At 54.6% G+C, this 18,499-nt stretch carries 19 protein-coding genes and 1 tRNA gene; 10 read left to right on the top strand and 10 right to left on the bottom strand.

Translation table 11 applies throughout. From position 1 onward, the window contains the following. Position 1: 1 nt before the first annotated feature. Together KP806_RS14370 and KP806_RS14365 are read right to left on the bottom strand one after the other, a co-directional pair. Entirely contained in the window at positions 2-505 is a 504-nt protein-coding gene (locus tag KP806_RS14370; protein WP_224724393.1) for a hypothetical protein, read from the bottom strand. Between the two features lie 132 nt (positions 506-637). Beyond that, the gene (locus tag KP806_RS14365; RefSeq protein ID WP_224724392.1) at positions 638-2,764 is read right to left on the bottom strand and encodes a multicopper oxidase family protein; all 2,127 of its coding nucleotides are present in this window, start codon (positions 2,762-2,764) and stop codon (positions 638-640) included. 292 nt (positions 2,765-3,056) lie between these two features. Here KP806_RS14365 and KP806_RS14360 point away from each other — a divergent pair, with 292 nt between their 5' ends. The 3 genes from KP806_RS14360 to KP806_RS14350 all read left to right on the top strand — a co-directional run bounded on the left by KP806_RS14360 (position 3,057) and on the right by KP806_RS14350 (position 7,156). Next, positions 3,057-3,278 carry a hypothetical protein gene (locus KP806_RS14360; RefSeq protein ID WP_224724391.1) on the top strand — a complete coding sequence of 74 codons (222 nt, stop codon included), beginning with the start codon at positions 3,057-3,059 and terminating at the stop codon, positions 3,276-3,278. Between the two features lie 207 nt (positions 3,279-3,485). Then, positions 3,486-4,883 (top strand): MATE family efflux transporter, encoded by a 1,398-nt coding sequence (locus KP806_RS14355; protein ID WP_224724390.1) that lies wholly within the window; start codon positions 3,486-3,488, stop codon positions 4,881-4,883. A gap of 230 nt (positions 4,884-5,113) precedes the next feature. Continuing rightward, positions 5,114-7,156: an elongation factor G gene (locus KP806_RS14350; protein ID WP_224724389.1), complete on the top strand. Its 2,043-nt coding sequence runs from the start codon at positions 5,114-5,116 to the stop codon at positions 7,154-7,156. Between the two features lie 17 nt (positions 7,157-7,173). Here KP806_RS14350 and KP806_RS14345 read toward each other — a convergent pair whose 3' ends face one another. The 4 genes from KP806_RS14345 to KP806_RS14330 all read right to left on the bottom strand — a co-directional run bounded on the left by KP806_RS14345 (position 7,174) and on the right by KP806_RS14330 (position 10,227). Next, on the bottom strand, positions 7,174-7,725 hold the full coding sequence (locus tag KP806_RS14345) for an NADPH-dependent FMN reductase (RefSeq protein ID WP_224724388.1): 552 nt from the start codon (positions 7,723-7,725) through the stop codon (positions 7,174-7,176). A gap of 173 nt (positions 7,726-7,898) precedes the next feature. Next, positions 7,899-8,321 carry a DUF1284 domain-containing protein gene (locus KP806_RS14340; protein WP_224724387.1) on the bottom strand — a complete coding sequence of 141 codons (423 nt, stop codon included), beginning with the start codon at positions 8,319-8,321 and terminating at the stop codon, positions 7,899-7,901. Further along, on the bottom strand, positions 8,318-8,833 hold the full coding sequence (locus tag KP806_RS14335; protein ID WP_224724386.1) for a DinB family protein: 516 nt from the start codon (positions 8,831-8,833) through the stop codon (positions 8,318-8,320). The genes KP806_RS14340 and KP806_RS14335 overlap by 4 nt, the downstream gene beginning before the upstream one ends. Before the next feature lie 86 nt (positions 8,834-8,919). Continuing rightward, positions 8,920-10,227, bottom strand: a complete 1,308-nt coding sequence (locus KP806_RS14330; RefSeq protein ID WP_224724385.1) for an MFS transporter — start codon at positions 10,225-10,227, stop codon at positions 8,920-8,922. 182 nt (positions 10,228-10,409) lie between these two features. On the opposite strand from KP806_RS14330, the gene KP806_RS14325 reads away from it, so the two are divergent. Next, positions 10,410-10,483, top strand: a tRNA-Pro gene (locus KP806_RS14325). A 627-nt stretch (positions 10,484-11,110) separates the two neighbouring features. Here the strand turns inward: KP806_RS14325 and KP806_RS14320 are convergent. Next, a complete protein-coding gene (locus KP806_RS14320; RefSeq protein ID WP_224724384.1) occupies positions 11,111-11,833 on the bottom strand; it encodes an amino acid ABC transporter ATP-binding protein in 723 nt (240 codons plus the stop codon). After that, positions 11,826-13,289 (bottom strand): ABC transporter substrate-binding protein/permease, encoded by a 1,464-nt coding sequence (locus KP806_RS14315; RefSeq protein WP_224724383.1) that lies wholly within the window; start codon positions 13,287-13,289, stop codon positions 11,826-11,828. The genes KP806_RS14320 and KP806_RS14315 overlap by 8 nt, the downstream gene beginning before the upstream one ends. A 473-nt stretch (positions 13,290-13,762) precedes the next feature. On the opposite strand from KP806_RS14315, the gene yidC reads away from it, so the two are divergent. From yidC to KP806_RS28005, 6 genes are all read left to right on the top strand, one after another. After that, positions 13,763-14,587, top strand: coding sequence for a membrane protein insertase YidC (gene yidC, locus KP806_RS14310; protein WP_224724382.1), 825 nt, complete (start codon positions 13,763-13,765; stop codon positions 14,585-14,587). A 116-nt stretch (positions 14,588-14,703) separates the two neighbouring features. Further along, positions 14,704-15,525: a sugar phosphate isomerase/epimerase family protein gene (locus KP806_RS14305; protein ID WP_224724381.1), complete on the top strand. Its 822-nt coding sequence runs from the start codon at positions 14,704-14,706 to the stop codon at positions 15,523-15,525. 155 nt (positions 15,526-15,680) lie between these two features. Next, entirely contained in the window at positions 15,681-15,776 is a 96-nt protein-coding gene (gene comI, locus KP806_RS14300; protein WP_224724380.1) for a competence inhibitor ComI, read from the top strand. Positions 15,777-16,049: 273 nt separating this feature from the next. Next, positions 16,050-16,550 (top strand): DUF6933 domain-containing protein, encoded by a 501-nt coding sequence (locus KP806_RS14295; RefSeq protein ID WP_224724379.1) that lies wholly within the window; start codon positions 16,050-16,052, stop codon positions 16,548-16,550. A 37-nt stretch (positions 16,551-16,587) separates the two neighbouring features. After that, positions 16,588-17,076: an NUDIX domain-containing protein gene (locus KP806_RS14290; RefSeq protein ID WP_224724378.1), complete on the top strand. Its 489-nt coding sequence runs from the start codon at positions 16,588-16,590 to the stop codon at positions 17,074-17,076. A gap of 5 nt (positions 17,077-17,081) precedes the next feature. Continuing rightward, a complete protein-coding gene (locus KP806_RS28005; protein ID WP_224724377.1) occupies positions 17,082-17,279 on the top strand; it encodes a GNAT family N-acetyltransferase in 198 nt (65 codons plus the stop codon). Between the two features lie 29 nt (positions 17,280-17,308). Here the strand turns inward: KP806_RS28005 and KP806_RS14280 are convergent, their stop codons facing one another. Beyond that, complete coding sequence (locus KP806_RS14280) at positions 17,309-17,854, bottom strand: chromate transporter (RefSeq protein ID WP_318153644.1); 546 nt, start codon at positions 17,852-17,854, stop codon at positions 17,309-17,311. Continuing rightward, positions 17,850-18,497 carry a chromate transporter gene (locus KP806_RS14275; protein ID WP_318153631.1) on the bottom strand — a complete coding sequence of 216 codons (648 nt, stop codon included), beginning with the start codon at positions 18,495-18,497 and terminating at the stop codon, positions 17,850-17,852. The genes KP806_RS14280 and KP806_RS14275 overlap by 5 nt, the downstream gene beginning before the upstream one ends. Between the last annotated feature and the right edge of the window lie 2 nt (positions 18,498-18,499).

Genomic DNA, 18,499 nt, shown 5'->3' with positions numbered 1-18,499 from the left:
CCTAGATGTCTTTTTTCTTCATAAGCAGAATGATGGCCCCTGCCACAACGAACAGAATCGCGATAAAAGGCTGGCTAACCAAAAACTTGTTGTAAACGGAGCCGATGGAGAACACCGCGAAGAACAGCAGGGAAAGAACGGTCAGAATGTTGATCGGAATCAGCAGCCATTTGTTGCGTTTGCCGAACCAGTAAAATTCGAACAAGCCGACGGCAGGAGCAAGGATGAAGCCGGGCCACATGTATTCCCAATTGCCGAAGAGCATTGCGATCTGGCAGACGATGCCGACCGTGAACAGGACGCCTCCGGGAATCAGAAGGCCGACGCCCTTGCGGCCGATCATGACAAAGTACATCCAGTGGAAGAACAGGCCGAGCGGAATGACGAATAACGACGGCCAGAAGTAGGCGAAAATTTTGCCGGGACCGAACGTTTCTCCCTGATTCAGAAATAAAACGGCGCCGAACAGCAGCAGGACGATCCCGCTTATCGTTCTCATATTCATGGTTATTGTAACACTCCTATCCGGATTTGATTAGCTGCACCCAGCATAGCACACCCGCAAAAACTTTGTCCTCATGCTGAAGGTAAAAAAGCGGGCTGGACTAAAGTCCAGTTCCGCTTCTTCCACATAGATTTATTCAGGATGGTTAGGCGTCGCGGTTCCCACCTCGAAAGGCGACGTTACGCCTTCGTACATCAAGTGCATCGTCATGCCTGCAGACGCGTGCTGAAGATTATGGCAGTGATCCATCCAGACGCCGGGGTTGTCGGCCAGAAAGGCGACCTCGTAATATTCGCCGGGCGCTACGTCAAGCGTATCCGACCACCAAGGGCTGCCGGTAACCGCTTCTCCGTTACGGGACAGCACCAGCATATGATGTCCGTGCAAATGCATGGGATGCTCCACGGCTCCGCGGTTGACGATCAAGGTTTTGACGAGCTCGCCTTCCTTGACGACGAACATCGGCGTATTGGGGAATACCTCCCCATTGATCGTATCGTAAGCGGCAAAACGGCCATTGTAAAAGGCAAACCGGTTGTCCAGTACCATTGTGAATTCGCGATCGAATTCACTGTCCCCGCCGAAGGGGGTGTCGGCGGGCATTCCGTAATGCGTGGGGTCGAAGACGCTTGTCGTCTCCGGCTTCGGCACATCGCCGCTGCCGTCGGCGCTCATCAGCAAGCCGAGCTCTTTTCCGTTCCCCACCTTCAGGTACACCGGATGGTCAGGCATGACGAAGGCGATGTCGTACCGGCCGCCGGTTATTAATTCCAGGCTTTGGTTCTCGAGCTCGGACGGTCCGTTCAGGTCGACTCCGTCGATCGCCGTTACTTTAAAGGGGACGCCTGTCAGCACGTACGATTGCCGAACCCAATCGTCGGTATTGATCAGCCGCAGCTTCACGGGCGTGCCCGGTGCAATCGCCTTGCGCTGCACCGTGTCATTCGAGCCGATGGCAAAGCCCGCCCCTGCCCAGACATGGGTGATGACCGTGATGTCCTCGAACGGCTGTACAGCTGCCTCAGACGGCTCTACGATAAGGACGCCGAAGAGTCCTTTTTGGACGGCGGTTTTGGAATGCTGGTGCGAATGATACCAGAACGTGCCGACCTGATCGGCAACGAAGCGGTACGTATGCGTCTCGCCCGGCATAACCGCATCCTGGGTGGCGCCTGCAACGCCGTCCTCCGCGTTCGGGACGTCCAGGCCGTGCCAGTGCAGGGTGACGCCGACCTCAATATCCTTGTTCTCGAGCTTAATTTCGATCAGCTCGCCTTCCTTCATACGGAGCTCGGGGCCCGGTGCTTGCCCGTTGTAGGTCCATGCGTCCACCTGCTTTCCGGAAGCCAGGGTGACGGTCTGCTTTTGTGCGGTCAGCGTGAACTCGCGGTCCGGCTTGCCGCTGCGCGGCCCCGTAAGCTCCGTTACGGGGACGGCTGCGCTTTGGCCGCCGGCGGCGGAAGCCGGCTGCGCCGCCGCCGCATGGTTATGGCCGGGAAGCGCAAGCCCGGCCTGCGCCGCAGGCGCGCCCGAGGCGGTCCGGCCGTAATCGGGCCTGCCGGACATCATGCTCAGCCGGCCCTCCAGCCGGCTGGCCTGCATGGCCGTCAGAAACGGGACGCTGCTGACGGCCAGAATGGCGAGAAGCACGCCTGCGCTTCTCAGCCTGCGCAGCCACGGGCTGCCCGCAAGCGGCGCTTCCGCGGCGAGCTGGCTGCGGCGGGAGAGCGCCATCCATGCGAGCGAGGCGGCAAGAAGAAGGCCGGTAAGCGGCAGCGTAACGGCCGTCCAGCGCAGCGGCACAGGCGGTACGAATGCAAAGTAGAACAATGCAATCGAGGAAAGCGCAGCGAGCCGGAACGGAAAGACGAACGCCGGCTCTGCTGCCAGCCGCCGCCGGGCGGTGTCGGGCGCGGCCTCCGTTTGGCCGGCTGTGCGCTGCAGCAGGCGGCGCAGCCTTGGGTAGGCGTTGCCCCAGATCAGGGCAACGGGGATAACGGCCAGCGGCGTGCGAAGCAGCAGCCGGTCCATCCACAGCAGCGGATGCGCGGCCGCGGCGAGCGCTAGATCGGCAGCTGCGATGGCGGCTGCCGCCAGGGTCAGGAAGACGGACCAGAAGCGAAGCTTGCGCGTCCTGCGGTAAAGCTGCTTCTCCGTCCCGAAGTAGATCAGCTTGGATGCTTTTCCCGCGGCAATAAAGGAAAACAGAATATAAATCATAATCGCCGCAAGCTCGGCATTCATAAGAATTGCATTCATACGGGGGATAGCCCTCCTTTTCGTGTCAAAATCGCGGTTTATCTCTTTAAGCCGGTAAACCGTTAAACCGGTACCAAGTCGTTACTAATCTTATCTAGTTCCGCAGGTTGGAAAAACCGCCAAAGGACCGAGCGCCGGCCTAGACCTCTGGCGGGGGGAGCTCGAACTTTCCCGAACGGGCACGAATGCGCCATAAAGCGGAAAAGGTTCCTACAAGGCGACATTTTACACCTCTTGTTTGCCGCTGTGAAAGCGCTACAATAAGAGTATAAAGATGAAGGAGGTGATAAAGATGAGCCATGAAGATGAGGTAGTTCGTGAAGGTGCGGAAGAAGCCGTAGAACTCATTTCGGAAGAGGCTCCAGCAGAAGAATTGGTACAAATCCAAGCTGTAGCGGCCGATGCGGAAGAGGCGGAGGATGCTGCGGCGGCGATCGAGGATGAGGCCGAGGAAGACGAGGACGAAGAGCAGGCGGACGAAGAAGACGCCGAAGAAGCGGATGAAGAGCAATAATGATTTTTATCATTTTCAACTATAAACCAAAGGGCTGCGTTCGGGACGTTTCGACGAATCCGATTTGCAGCCTTTTTTTCATGTTTCGACCGATGAAAATCGATGTATGCGCTTAACTGAATCTCCCAACATTTTGTCGTGCAATGGGCGCCGGGATGTGCTACGATACCTTTTGCTTTACTTTTGACAATAGGAGAAGGTGACATCATGACAACGGCAGCGGCCGGGAACGGGCCCCTCGAGAAGGATCAAAAAGGGCTTAACCTGTTTTTCCTGACATGGCCGATTTTTTTGGAAATCTTTTTGTTTATGTGTATGGGTATCGCCGACACGCTGATGCTGAGCGCGATATCGGATAACGCGGTATCCGGCGTCGGAGCGGCCAACCAGTATTTGCATATCGCGATCCTGCTGCTGGAGGTGATCGGCAACGGGGCATCGATTGTTGTCGCGCAATACATCGGCTCGAGAAAGCTGATCGAAGCGGCAAAAATATCCGCACTGGCGGTCACGCTCAATCTTATCGTCGGCTTGCTGATCAGCCTGTCGTTTGTCTTTTTCGGAGGCCAGCTGCTGCAGACCTTGAACTTGCAAGGCGAAATTCTCGAGCATGCGAAGAGCTATCTCTCGATCGTAGGCGGAATGATTTTTCTGCAGGCGATTATTAATTCGGTAGCTGCGATCATCCGCGTCCACGGCTTTACAAAGCAGGCGATGCTCGTATCCCTGGGCATGAATATCGTTCATATTATCGGAAACTATCTGCTTATTTTCGGCAATTTCGGCTTTCCGGAGCTGGGCGTGCAGGGGGCGGCGATCTCGTCGGTATTCAGCAGGCTGCTGGCCATTATCGTGTTTTTTGTGCTGCTGTACCGGATGATGTCCGTCAGGATCGAGTTCCGCTATTACCTTTCTCTTTCTAAGGAATATATCTCGAAAATATTAAAAATCGGCATTCCGTCGGCCCTCGAGCAGGTCATGTACCAGTCCTGTCAAATCGTGTTCCTCTACTACGCTACGTATTTGGGGGAAGCGGCGCTGGCCGCCAAAAACTACGCGAACAACATTTCGATGTTCACGTATCTGTTCGCCTTCGCGATCGGGATGGGGACGTCGATCATCGTCGGCAGGCTGGTCGGAGCCGGCGAGCAGACGGCCGCTTATTACCGGGTATGGAAAAGCGTCCGCTGGGCAAGCGCAGTTACGCTCGTTGCCGTTGTGCTTGTGATCGTCTTCCGGGAGCCGCTCATGTGGCTGTTCACGGATGACGAGGAAATTATTCGCCTCGGCGTCAACGTGCTGCTGCTGAGCATCGTGCTGGAGACGGGGCGGACGATCAACATCGTGCTCGTAAACTCCCTGCGCGCCAGCGGCGACGCCAAGTACCCGCTATGGATCGGCATGTTCACGATGGTGGCGATGAGCCTGCCGCTCGGGTATTTCTTTGTGTTCCAGCTGGAGCTGGGCCTTGCGGGCATTTGGCTGGCGATTGCGGCGGACGAGTGGCTGCGGGCGTTCATTATGTTTTTCCGCTGGCGCAGCCGGGCCTGGGAGAAGCACGCGCTGGTCGGGCGCGAGCCTAACGCGGCAGCCGCGAATTCCTGATGCGGGGCGGAGCCGCTCAAGCAAACGCGTAATTCGCGGACTGCTTGAGCGGCTTTTTTGTTGAGATATAGGAAAGTATAAGTTTCACTCCTATACTGATGCCTATATCTCATCGCGAAACGTAGCTATTGCCGCCAAGGGACGGCGATAGCCGTTTACGCTTGCTTGCCGCAAAGCGCTTTCAGAGTTAGGATAGAGGAAGATAAGGCAAGCAAGGGGAGATCCGGTTAATGGAACGGCATTCGGCACAACATATACGCAATATTGGCATTTTCGCACACGTAGATGCCGGGAAGACGACGACGACGGAACGTATTCTGTACCACAGCGGGCGGATCCGGTCGCTCGGCAGCGTCGATGCAGGCACGGCGCAGACCGATTTTCTGGAAGTGGAGCGCTCGCGCGGCATTTCGGTTCGGGCAGCGGCTGCACGCTTCGCGTGGGAGGGCGTGACGGTCAATCTCGTGGACACGCCGGGGCACGTCGATTTCTTGTCCGAGGTGGAGCGGTCGCTGCGCGTCATGGACGGCGCAGTGCTCGTCGTATCGGCGGTGGAGGGCGTGCAGGCGCAGACGGAGTTCATCTGGCACGCTTTGCGGGAGCGGCAAATTCCGACGCTGCTGTACGTGAACAAAATAGACCGGATCGGCGCCGACCCGCTGGGGGTGTTAAAGCAGATCCGCAGGCTGCTTTCCCCGCTGGCGGTGCCGGTACAAGCTCCTGCCGGCGTGGAGGACGCTTTTGCCGGTCCGGTGAGCCTGCTTGCTGCGGACGGAGGCGGCGAGCTGGCGGAAGCGGGCGCGGCCGGAAGCGACGGCGCAGCGGCTTTGTTGGAGGCAGCGGATTACCTGCAGCTGCTTGAGGAAACTGTAGCAGAGCGGGATGAAGCGCTGCTGCTGCAGTATTTGGAGGCGGGCTCGCTGCCGAAGGAAGAGCTTGACCGCCTGCTGCCGGAGCTGACGCGCGGCGGGGAGCTTTTTCCCGTTTTGTTCGGCGCATCGAACAAAGGGCTCGGCGTCGCGCCGCTCATGCATGCGATGGTCATGCTGCTGCCGCCGCCGGCCGCGGAAGACGCCGGTCCCGTATCGGGCGTCGTCTTCCGCATAGAGCGCGACCCGGCTATGGGGCGGGTCGCTTATGTCCGCTTGTACGGCGGCGTGATCCGCAACCGCGACTCCGTACTCAATGTAACGCAGGGGACCTGGGAAAAGGTGACGCAGATCCGCAAAATCGACGGCCAGAAAGCCGAGGACGTCGGCGTGCTGGCCGCCGGCGACATCGCCGCCGTCTGCGGCTGGAACCAGGCGCGCATCGGCGACATTGTCGGCTGCGCCGATCTGGTTCCCGGCGAGACGCGGCTGGCCGTACCGCTGCTGACGGTGCAGGTGCGCTGGGCGAGCGAGGCCGAGTACCCGGCCGTCGTGGCGGCGCTGCAGGAGCTGGCGGACGAGGATCCGCTGCTCGATCTGCAGTGGCTTCAGGAGCAGCGGGAGCTGCATCTGAAGGTGATGGGGCCGATTCAGATCGAGGTGCTGACGCACGTTCTGAACAGCCGCTATGGTTTGACGGCCGATTTCGGCCAGCCGTCCGTCATTTACAAGGAAACGCCTGCGCAGGCGGGCGAAGGCTTCATTGCGTATACGATGCCGAAGCCGTGCTGGGCGATTCTCCGGTTCCTCATCGAGCCGGCCGAGCGCGGCAGCGGCTTGAGCTACCGCTCGGTCGCCCGCTCCGAGCGGCTGCTGGACAGCTACCAGAACGAGGTAGCCAGACGCGTGCCGGAGGCGCTGCAGCAGGGGCTGTTCGGCTGGGAGGTTACGGACCTCAAGGTGACGCTGCTCGAAGGCGAGCATCACGTGTGGCATACGCACCCGCTCGATTTTGCCGTAGCGACACCGATGGGCATCATGGACGGCCTCTTGCGGACCGGCGTAAAGCTGCTTGAGCCGATGCTGTCGTTCCGGCTGTCCGTGCCGGAGGAGTCCGGCGGAAAGGTGATGAACGAGCTGGTGCAGATGCGCGGCGAGTTCGATTCGCCGGTCGTACGCGGCGAACGAATGGAAATCGAGGGCACGCTGCCGGTAGCCACCTCGCTCGAATTCCCGGCTAGATTCGGGTCGCTGACGAAGGGCAGAGGCGTGCTGAGCACCTTTTTCGCCGGCTACCGGGAATGCCCGCCCGACGTACAGGCCGAACGGACGCGCAGGGGCGTTAATCCGCTCGACCAGTCCAAATACATTTTGTCCGTCCGCAGGGCGCTTACGGGCAATTAGCGGTAAGCGCCCTGGCGTTACCGCTTCGCGAGCAGGGCGGCCAGCTCGAGAAAGCTTCCCGTGACGCGGTGGATGCGGTCATACAATATCTGTCCGTCGCCTTCTTGAGTGCCCAGGCCCTCAGTCAGCAACTGGCGCTGCGCTCCTCCGACGGAGATCCACTCCGGCGAGTTGATGCCGTGCAGGTTGCGGACCATCGCCTGCAGCTGCTGAAGGGAGCTGGTGCCGACCGCCCCGCCGGCGGAGCTCATCGACAGGACGGCCTTGCCGTGAAAATGCTCCTGGCCAAGGTAGTCGAGCGCATTTTTGAGCAAGCCCGAAATGCTGCCGTGATACTCCGGCGAAGCGAGCGCGATGGCATCGGCCTGTTTAGCGGCCTGTTTCAGCTGCCGGATGGAGTCATGGTCCTGATTTACCCCTTCCGGAGAGTAGAACGGAAGCGGCTTCTCGTATAAGTCGAAGAGCTCCGCGTTATGCCCCTTTTGGGAGATGATTTGTCCTACATAAGCGGCGAGCCGGGTGCTCGTCGCGTCTTTGCGGTTGCTTCCGGTAACGATCAGTATATTCATTTTGGTCATCCTTCCTGCTCGAGTCTTCTATCTCTTTATCGGTTGCTAGACTTTATCGTAACATCCCTTAATCCTCTTGACGTCCTCAATTAGCATGATTTTCATGAAAAAAAGCACTCAACCTTCGGCTGAATGCTCTACGACTTTAGTAGGAGAAAAACGAAAAGCCCTGCTTATTTCTTCTTAATCGCCGGCAAAGGTTTGCCTGACGCGATCAAGCGGACGCCTTCGCGGCAGACGCCGTATTTCTCCCATGGGCAGGTCGTGCACAGAAGCGCGATGTCCGTGGGAGCAACCTTCCCGGCGACTTGGCTGCACACGGCGCGCCAGCTTCCCCGAAAGCCCGGGGCAAGACCAAGCTGTGCCAGCACCTTGCCGTCCAGATCGTAGACGGTGCCCTCGCAGTGGCCGGGTTTATCTGCGGGATAGGCCCGGCATATGTCGTCCGGCCCAGTAATGATCTCGATCTCGGTATCGGGCGCAGTCCGGAGCGTTTCATAAATGCTCGTCATATTTACACAAAACTCGTCGGAATAGCCCATCCCCCGGTAGCCGAGCAAGCAAAGCAGATGATGCCCGCGCAGACGGACCGTCATCGCAAGTAACGCTCCTTTATGATCCGCAGGTGATGAAGCTCATGCCCGGCGATAATATAGGCGAGCGCCCTCGCCGAAACATTGCTCCCGTTCGCAATGCCGGATCTTGTCCATGCATCCTCCGTCAGTCCCCGCAGCAGGGAAAGCGTCGCCCGGCGGACCGATACGTATTCCTCCCGAATCTGCTCCATCGTCCAGGAAGCGAACGGTGCGCTTGTCATGAACTCGTCCTGGTCGAATCCGGCCAGAGGAGTCTTATCGCCTCGCGATGCGCGCAGCAGCCGGTAGCTCATAATCCGTTCGCCGTCCGCGACATGGCCGATAACCTCCTTCAGGCTCCATTTGCCATCCGCGTACCGGTAATTCCCTTGTTCCTCCGTCAGCTCGGCGAGCAGGGCATCCGTACTTTCCTGCGCATCCGCCAATACTTCTATGATGTCTTCTTCGCGGACCAAGCGGATATATTGCTCGTAATACGGATTGTATTCCTCTTTGAGAGGTCGATTTGTCATAATCAAGCGCCTCCTTTTTAGTATGCAAAAGTATAGCATATCGCGGGTAAGCTGTAAGGTTTGTTTTACTGGCACCACCCGATTGCTTAGCCCAACCCGCCAGCCGCCTTTTGGCTGGAACCGTCAGCATTCGGCGGCCCCGCCTGCAAGCTTTGCTGCTCCGGTACACGCGCCAGGATGGCGATGCCGATCAGGAACAGGATGACGAGACTGAACACACCCATGCTTGTTTGGCCCGTTAGCTGTGCGGTCAGTCCGACGAGCAGAGGACCCAGTACCGAGGCAAACTTGTCAAAAATATTATAAAACCCAAAAAACCGGTTCGCGCTTTGCTTTGGAACCATTTTTGCGAAGTAAGCGCGGCTCAGCGCCTGGATGCCGCCCTGTGACGTGGCAACCAGCATCGCCAGCACCCAGAAGTCGAACGCCGACTTCATGAAATACGCATAGACGCATACGACGATATACACGCAAATGCCGACGTACAGCATCGTTTTGCCAGAGAAACGATCCGCAAGACGCCCGTAAATGACAGCAAACGGCGCCGCGACGACTTGGGTGACGAACAGGATGATGAGCAGGTCCGTCGATTCGATGCCAAGATCCGTCCCGTAGGCGGTCGACATCGTAATGATCGTGCCGACACCATCGATATAGAAGAAATACGCCAGCAAAAAGAGGAAAATCGAGCGATGCCGTTTGATTTCCTTAAACGTGCCGGCCAGCCGTTTAAAGCTGCTGGCGACGATGCGCGGCTCGCGCGGTATGTAATGGCGCTGCCGGACATTTTTCAGCATGGGCAGCGTGAAGACACCCCACCATACGGCTGTAATCATAAATGCGATCTGGCTTGCCGCCGTAACGGACAACGGCAGTACATCCTGCTGCGACAGAAGAATAAGAGCGATACTGATGATGAACGGAATCGTGCTGCCGATATACCCGAGCGCGAAGCCGCGTGCGGACACTTTATTCATCCGCCCCTCTTCGGTCACGTCGACCAAAAACGCGTCGTAGAAGACGTTTGAGCCCGCCGACCCGATCGCTATAAATGTGTAGCACACGAGCAGAAGCTGCCATTCGCCGTTCGGAATAAACGTCAACAGTGCCGTCGCGACGATGCCAAGGAAACTGAACCCCGCAAAAAACGCTTTTTTGAACCCTTGATAATCCGCAATCGTGCCCAAGATAGGACCAAGCAGCGCAAGAATAAACGTGGATATTGCGATTGTGTACCCTAAATAAGCAGTGGAATGCGCTCCGCTGACCCCCGCACTCTCTGCAGCTGCTTTGTAGAAGAGCGGGAAGACAGCCGTCGAAATGATGATTGAGTAGGCCGAATGCCCCCAATCGTACAGCATCCAGCTTTTTTCTTCCCTTGACAATGATTCCATAAGCTTGGCCTCCCGAAAAATGAACCGAATGCTCTTATTGTATATGAAATGCACGCTCGAGGGTGCAAAGAACAAAATCTTTATCTATCCATTCACGAGTCAGTCTCTTTTATATTGTCAGCATTTGGGATGGGTAGTATAATTCTAATATACAGCGCATGAGAGCGCTCTCTTGCAATCGTCGGGGTATGGCGCAGCCTGGTAGCGCGCACCCTTGGGGTGGGTGAGGTCGCTGGTTCGAATCCAGTTACTCCGATTACGCAACGAACAAACAACCATCTTCACACGCATGATGCGGCGGAGATGGTTGTTTGTTTTTTGGGAAGGCACCAGATCATAAATCGTCGTGTGTTAGATAATACTGTCCACTGTCCTTCCCCTCAGCTTGCTCTTTTGTACGCTCTCCCCTCAGTTCAGGAAACGAAAATCAGCTTTTGTCCTGAGCTGAGGGGATAGTGGACAAAGGTCGATGAAAAGGGATACCGCGAAAGGAGAGAATTCTAGTCAACGAATGAGAAGATGCAGAGAAAAGGAAAGGCCAGGGACGCGAGATATATGGAAAAGGTAGAAATTCGATGGATCCGCGATTAGCCGGAGAGCGGTGGTAACAGGGGTATTTCTACTTTTAGGCACTCTCCCCACAGCTCAGGAAACGAAAATTGGCTTTATCCTGAGCTAAGGGGAGAGTGGAGCAAGGTTGAAGAAAAGGGATACCGTCTAAGGGGATCAGGTGTTTTATTGGGAAAGGGATGCAGAGTATGTTTGGTGAACAGAACAGATTAAAAGTTCGCTGTCGTTCGTAGTTAAGTTAGAGAGGGAGTTTGGGATCACCAGCGTAAAAAAAGCCACACCTGCCTCAACGCAGGTGTAGCTTTGTATTACCTTATAATACTTGCTCCAGGAAGCGGGCGGCGCGCTCGCTTTGGGGGCTTGTGAAAAATTGCTCCGGCTTCGTGCGCTCAACGAGCTTGCCGTCGTCGAGGAAGTAAATCGTATCTGCGGCCTCGCGGGCGAATTTCATCTCGTGGGTCACGATCAGCATCGTCATGCCGCTGTCGGCAAGGCTGCGGATGACGTTTAAAACCTCCTTGACCATCTCCGGATCAAGCGCCGAGGTCGGCTCGTCGAACAGCATGATGTCAGGCTCCATCGCCAGGCTGCGGGCAATCGCCACCCGCTGCTTTTGGCCGCCGGACAGTCGGGACGGATAGCTGTCCGCTTTGTCGGACAAGCCGACGCGCGCGAGCAGCTCCCGAGCCTTAACGCGAGCTGCTTCCGGCTTCAGACCCTTCACTTCGATCGGCGCGAACGTAATATTGTCCAGCACGGTCATGTGCGGGAACAGGTGAAAATGCTGGAAAACCATGCCGATTCGCTGGCGAACGCGTGCGATATCGGTTTTCGGGTCGGTGATGGCGATGCCGTCGATCGTAATCGTGCCCGTCGTAGGAGTCTCGAGCATGTTCAAGCAGCGGAGAAAGGTAGACTTGCCTGAGCCGGACGGCCCGATCAGCGCGACGACCTCCCCTTTTTCCACGGTGGTTGTGATGCCTTTCAGCACCTGGTTTTTTCCAAAGGTCTTCGTTAAGCCGGTCACGTTAATCACTGCGGCGAAGCCTCCTTTCAAGCATGCGGGCAAATGTAGTCAGAATGAGCACCAGCACGTAATAGATGGCGGCAATGAACAGCAGCGCCTCCAACGCCCTGAATTCGTTGGAGCGCACCACGTCCGCACGGCGCATCAGATCGGCGACGCCGATAACGGACACGAGCGACGATTCCTTCAGCAAAGCGACGCATTCGTTGACGAGAGCGGGCAAAATATTGCGCAAAGCCTGCGGGAAAATGATGCGGACCATCATTTTGCGGTATGGCACGCCGAGTGCGATCGCCGCTTCCCTTTGCCCTTTGTCGACGGCCATTATGCCGCCGCGGATCGTTTCGGACAAATAGGCCGCGGAGTTGAGGCCAAACGCCAAACCTGCCGCCATTAACGCCGGAATGTCGTAGCCGGTCAGCTGCGGAGTGGCGTAATAGATCAGCGTAAGCTGAACGAGCAGCGGCGTGCCGCGGAATACCGAAGTATAGGCGGTGGCGAACCATTCGAGCGGCTTGATGCCGGATATTTTGAACAATGACAAAACGGTACCCCATACGAGACCGAACAGCGCGGAAACGAGGGTGAACAGCAGCGTCACGTAAACGCCTTTCAGGATATAGGGAATATACCCCTTCAGCACGCTGAAATCGATATTAATACCTAGCAGCTTATCGGCCGGCTTCTCCGGCTCAGGAAACCATTTACGTGAGATTTCGTCGAGCTTGCCTTCCTCTTTCATGTCGGATAGCACGCCGTTAAAGGAGGCGACGAGCTCCGACTGCTTCGGAAACGCGATGGCGTAGCCATTCTCCTCTAAATCCGCCGGCAAAAAATTCATCGCAAGGTCGGGATTCGCGTTCGTCATTTCGACCGCGACTGCGTCTTCCACGATAGCGGCGTCGATCCGGCCCGAGTTGAGCTCCTGTATGAGATCCGGAATTTTGTTCAGCTTCTTCAGCTGAGCGCCTTCAATCGTTTCGGCGAACAAATCCTGGGTAGAGCCGAGCTGCGTTCCTACCAGCTTGCCGGAAAGGGATTCGAGCGTTTCGAACGGTGCCGATTTTTTAGAAACGATCGTGTTCCGGGCTGCGTAATAGTAATCGGAAAAATCAACGTTCTGACGTCGTTCGTCCGTAGCGGACATTGCGGACATGACAAAGTCGACGCGGCCGGTTTGAAGGGCGGCAATCAACCCATTGAAATCCATGCTCGCGATTTCCAGTTCATATCCCAGCTGGCTGGTGATATACTTGGCTATATCGATGTCCATGCCTACGATTTCGCCGTTATTTTTTGCATCTACGCTTTCGTATGGCGGGTAATCTGGCGAGGTGCCCATCACCAGCTTCTTTTTCGGCTCGGCCTGGGCAGCGGAAGCTTGTCCGGCAGGACCGGTCATCAGAAACAGAAGCAGGAAAGCGACGAGTGCAACGAAAAGGGTGTTAAGCTTTTTTCTGGTCATGATGTCCTCTTTCTTCTAAGATGTTTTACTGAACAACTTAGAAAGTATAAGATTAGAGCCGCTTATTTGTAAATAACCGAAGCTAACGTTTTTCAAGCAAGTTTTTCAATTATTGTTATAATATCCATGTGCCATCAAATCTATTTTTGCTTAGGGACATCATGAAGGGAGGTGAACTCATTGTTCGAGCTGGAGCTGCACGAGCTTATTCCGTACTTTATATCGATTAGTTTGCTTTATACACTGGCGTATTCGTATGCTTCGCACCTCAATTCAGAAGCTAGCTGGTACGTGGAACGAAGCCGTGCCGTCGCGCCGGCGTTCGCGCCACTGCCGTTAGTGCTTCTGCGCGTCATACCGCTCCGCCACTGGCTGGTCCGGAAGGTGAAGCGGAAGGAATCGCCCGATGACGATATTTCAAACTGCAGCGCCTCGTTTGTGATCGCATGTTCAAACAAACGAGGAGGATTTCGATGCGAAAAAACAATGTGTTCCCTTCCCTTAAATACAGCCGTTCCTTATTGATCGGCGCAATGACGGCCGGCCTGCTGCTGATCAGCGGCTGCGGCACGGCCAGCGGTACGATTGACAGCGATACTCCGGGTATTTTCAACCACTATGTGATTTACCCGTTGTCGGCGGTGCTTCAGTATTTGGCCGATTCATTTAGCGGCAGCTACGGGCTGGCGATTATCGGCATTACTTTGATCATCAGGCTGCTGCTGCTGCCGTTAATGATGCGCCAGTATCGTTCACAGCACCGGATGAAGCAAAAAATGGCAGTGCTTCAGCCTGAGCTGAAGCAGCTGCAGGAGAAGTACAAAGGAAAGACGGATCCGGAGTCCAAGCAGAAGCTCCAGCAGGAGACCATGCAGCTGTACCAGAAGCACCAGGTCAACCCGCTGGCCGTCGGCTGCCTGCCGATGCTGCTTCAGATGCCGATCCTGATGGGCCTTTACTCGGCGATCAAGCTGACGCCGGAGCTGGCGGATCATTCGTTCCTCTGGTTTAAGCTCGGCTCGCCGGATATCGCATTGCCGATCTTGGCGGCGTTGGTTTATTTTGTCCAATTCAAGGTATCTCAAACGGCACAGCCCGGATCTGATCCGGCGCAGCAGAAGCAGCTCGCGTTTATGGGATATTTGTCCCCGGTAATGATGGGTGTGTTCGCTTTGTCGGCGCCGGCTGCGATCTCGCTCTATTGGGTGACGGGCGGCTTGTTCATGATTGCGCAATCGTATTTAGCCAAAAAAATGTACGCTCCGAAGGCGGAGGTCGCGCTGGAGGGCGGCGTATAACAAAATTTTAAGGATTTATATGCTTCACAGCTATTCATTAACTTAAAATTCATCGCGAAACGGACTCTGCCGCCTAAGGCTGGCTGCAGGCGTTTACGCTTGAAGGAGAAGGTCTCATGTCAGTTGGCGTATTAGCCCATTTATTCGGAAGCGTACCTTACAAGGAGCTTGCACCTAAGTTGGCAGCCGCCGGTTTCACGCATATGCAGCTTGCCCTGTGGAAAGCGGTCAGCGATATCGATTTCGGCAGACCGGGCCGTTTGAGCCCAGGACTGGCAAGCGCAATTGGAGAGGAATTCGACAAGCACGGCGTCTCGATTTCCGTACTCGGCTGTTATTTGAATATGGTCGACAGGAACGAGGAGCAGCGGCGCGTAAACGTTGAGCGGTTCAAGGAGCTTTTGCGGTATGCCCGGTTTTTCGGCGCCCCAATGGTTGCGTTCGAGACCGGCCGGATTGAAGGCGGCTATACGGACAGCGATTGGACTACGATGAAGGCAACGCTTGCGGAGCTGGCGGAGGAAGCCGAGAAGTGGGGCGTATTTGTCGGGCTGGAGGCGGCGGGCGGCCATCTGGTCGGAACTGCTCCAGAGCTGGCAAGGATGCTGGAGGAGGTTCCTTCGTCGAATATCGGCGTCGTGATCGACCCGGGCAACCTGATGACGGCGGAAAATTTTGCGCGGCAGAACGATGTGATCGAGGAAGCGTTCGATCTGCTCGGCAGCCGCATCATCGCGGCCCATGCCAAGGACCGCATGCTGCTGGAAGACGGCTCCCTCGGCGTCGCCCCGGCCGGCTTCGGTACGATGAATTATGAGCTGTACATGAAGCTTCTTAATCAGTACAAGCCTCATGTGAACATCATTATGGAGGAAGCTCGGGAGAATCAGATGGCGCAGTCGAAAGCGTATATCGAGGGGATTCGGGGACGGGTATAAATCGACGAAAAAAGCAGCGGGTCCGGGCGGATCTGCTGCTTTTTCTTTAAAACATCGAACAATTGTTCTTCATATCGTTGGTAGATGATGGTACAATAGGGAAAGACAATTGAATCTTGGGTGGGCATGGTTTCCCTTCGAAAGGAGGTGAGGCCATGGAAGTTAAAGATGCAATAATGATCATGTTTCTATTTGGATCGTTTATCCTTGCACTTCTAACATACATCAATTCAAACAACAAGAGAAAGTAAGAACCCACCCTAAGGTTAGCGCCCAGGTGGGTTCTTATTCGTCTAGACTCTAGAAGGGATAAACCCATCCAAGCCAATTGTTGGGCCGAGTGTTACCGCACTCGGCTTCTTTATAATTTATGATAACATAACTGGAAAAAGAAGTGAACCCGAAAAGCTTCTTAAATGAATTATATCCAAGCGATTTGGTTCTGAGGTTGATTATAAAGATGGTTGAGCGGATGAACGACTCGTAGCGTACGCTTAAATCCAGTACGAGAAAGGAAGAGAATATTGATTATTTTAAGACTTACTAAAAATTTATTGAAAGACATGAAAGCAACCCCAATTGAAATCAATAATTTTCCCTCGCTTTTTAGCTGGCATGTAAATATCTATAACTTAAACAAACGCAAACACATCGTGTTCGTAAATGATTTAACCAGATTATCTGTAATTATTGATGGTATACGGACTGGTCAGTTAGAGCGGCTGAAAGATAAATTTTTAGTGACACTCAGGGAATATTTACTCCACGAAGGCTTCAAAGAGAATGAAATCAATGCCTATTTAGAGTTTGGGTCGGAAATCGTCATATCAAAAACCAACAGCAGAAGTGTATTAGGGACGATGAATGAAGTTACGTTTTTTTTAGAAGATAATTTTAATGACAATATCCAGCGATTGAAGTGGTTGAACAGATTAATTCATAAACCAATTGACTACTACGAACCCATTAATGTTTTCAGAGAAGCAATCAAAGACCGTAAGAACTACCAGATGGAGGGAAATTAAAGGAATTATAAATAACTAAAGAAAGAAGGACTAGCTCATGCCACATGTCAGAATAAGATGTACAGGCTTAATCATACAGAACGATTGTGTTCTTCTCGTGGAATATAGCGAAAATGGAATTCATTATAATCTTCCCGGCGGAGGATTAGAACCTGGTGAGACGATTAAAGAGGGTGTCGTTAGAGAGGTATTTGAAGAAACGACAGCTGAAGTAACAGTCGGACCACTAGCTTTGATCTATGAAATGGCTCCACACAAACAGTCCGGAGAATACAGCAATCATGATCCTCATTCGTTAAGTCTTATATTTGAATGCAAATTAAAAGAAAATTCTATTCCACAATTACCTTCGAAACCCGATCCTCATCAATCTGCAGTAAAGTGGATACCACTACAAGAATTAGATTCCATTGTGCTATTTCCTAACATCAAGAAAGAGATCCGGACCTATGTGGAAAACAAGAAAAATATAGAGTTAATAGAAGATCATCAACTGGAAAGACAAGTGTTCGAAAGAAAGGATTGAAACGTATGCCTCATCTGATCGGAAAATTATTGCGGTCAAAATACCCATATATTGGACTTATAATGGTTCACCCGGATTACAGAGGCAAAGGTGGTGGTAAAGGGCTATTGCAGTTTATTGTAGGGCATCTAAAGAAAAAAGGCATAAAGGCAATATACAGCTCCTCTCAAGTGAATGAAAACAAAAGAACTTTAGCGGACTAAAAAAGACACCCCAAAAGGTGTCTTTATCCTTACATCACATTCAAATGTGGGATGACCAATCCGCCGTAAGCGAAAGCGGCGACGATGACGATGGCCGGATGGATTTTGCGGATTTGCATCGCCCAGAAGGCGACGGCCGCGATAATGAGCGATTGGACGATGCCGATCGATTCGATGGAGCTTTCGCCCATCTGCCAGGTGAGCAGCAGCATCATGACGGCGATCACCGGCTGCACGAGAAGCGTCATTCCTTTAACGACGGACGATTGGCGGTGGCGCTGGAGCACCTTGAGCAGAAGGATAAGCGCAGCCGCCGACGGAACGATCGTAGCCGCCAATGCCAGCACGGAGCCGACCCAGCCGCCGGTGTCGTAGCCGACGAATGCCGCAATTTTTGTGGCGATCGGGCCCGGAAGCGCGTTGCCGAGAGCCAAAATGTTCGAGAACTCGCTCGGCGTCGTCCACCCGTGGTTCGTCACGATTTCGCGGTACATCAGCGGAATGGAGGCGGGGCCGCCGCCGTAGCCGAGCGCATTTGCGATAAAAAAGCCGATGATCAGGTTAAACCATTCAATCCATGCCACGCGTGATGCCGCCCCCTTTCTCATTCGCCCGCTGCAGGCGCTTCCGATGTTTTCTCTCCTTGCGCCGCTTCAGCGCCGCGACCGTTCTTAGATGTAACGCACCATATCCAAGGAATAATAAAATGACGATGGCGGGATGCAGGCGGATGCCCTGAAGCAGCCCGAACGCCAGCGCAAAAAAGGCGATGCCGGCATAAATGCCCAGCCCTTTCACGGCTCTTTCGCCAAATTCATAGGCCATCATGCCGAGCATGACCGAAATGACCGGAATGACCGCACCGATCATCCCTTGTATAAATGCGGCGCCGCTCAAAAATTGCACGAAGCTGAGCAGCAGAATCATCGCGATGCCCGAAGGGAGTATATGTGCGAGCACCGACACGACGGCGCCGAGCATGCCTTTCTCCCGATAGCCGAGATAAGCGGCAATCTTGGTTGCGATCGGCCCCGGCAGCGCATTTGAAAGCGCCAAAATTTCGCCGAACTCTTCATCCTCCATCCATTTGTAGTTCGTAACCGCCTCGTACCGGATCAGCGGAATAACGGAGGGGCCCCCGCCATAGCCGATGATTCCCGTCTTCATCATTGCCCACGCCAGCTGGAGATACTTGCTCTTCATCCATGCAACCGCCATAG

Source organism: Paenibacillus vietnamensis (assembly GCF_020169515.1).
Classification (GTDB): domain Bacteria; phylum Bacillota; class Bacilli; order Paenibacillales; family Paenibacillaceae; genus Pristimantibacillus; species Pristimantibacillus vietnamensis.
Note: the sequence above shows the minus strand (reverse complement) of the source record. Positions and strands in the feature narration are given on the sequence as shown.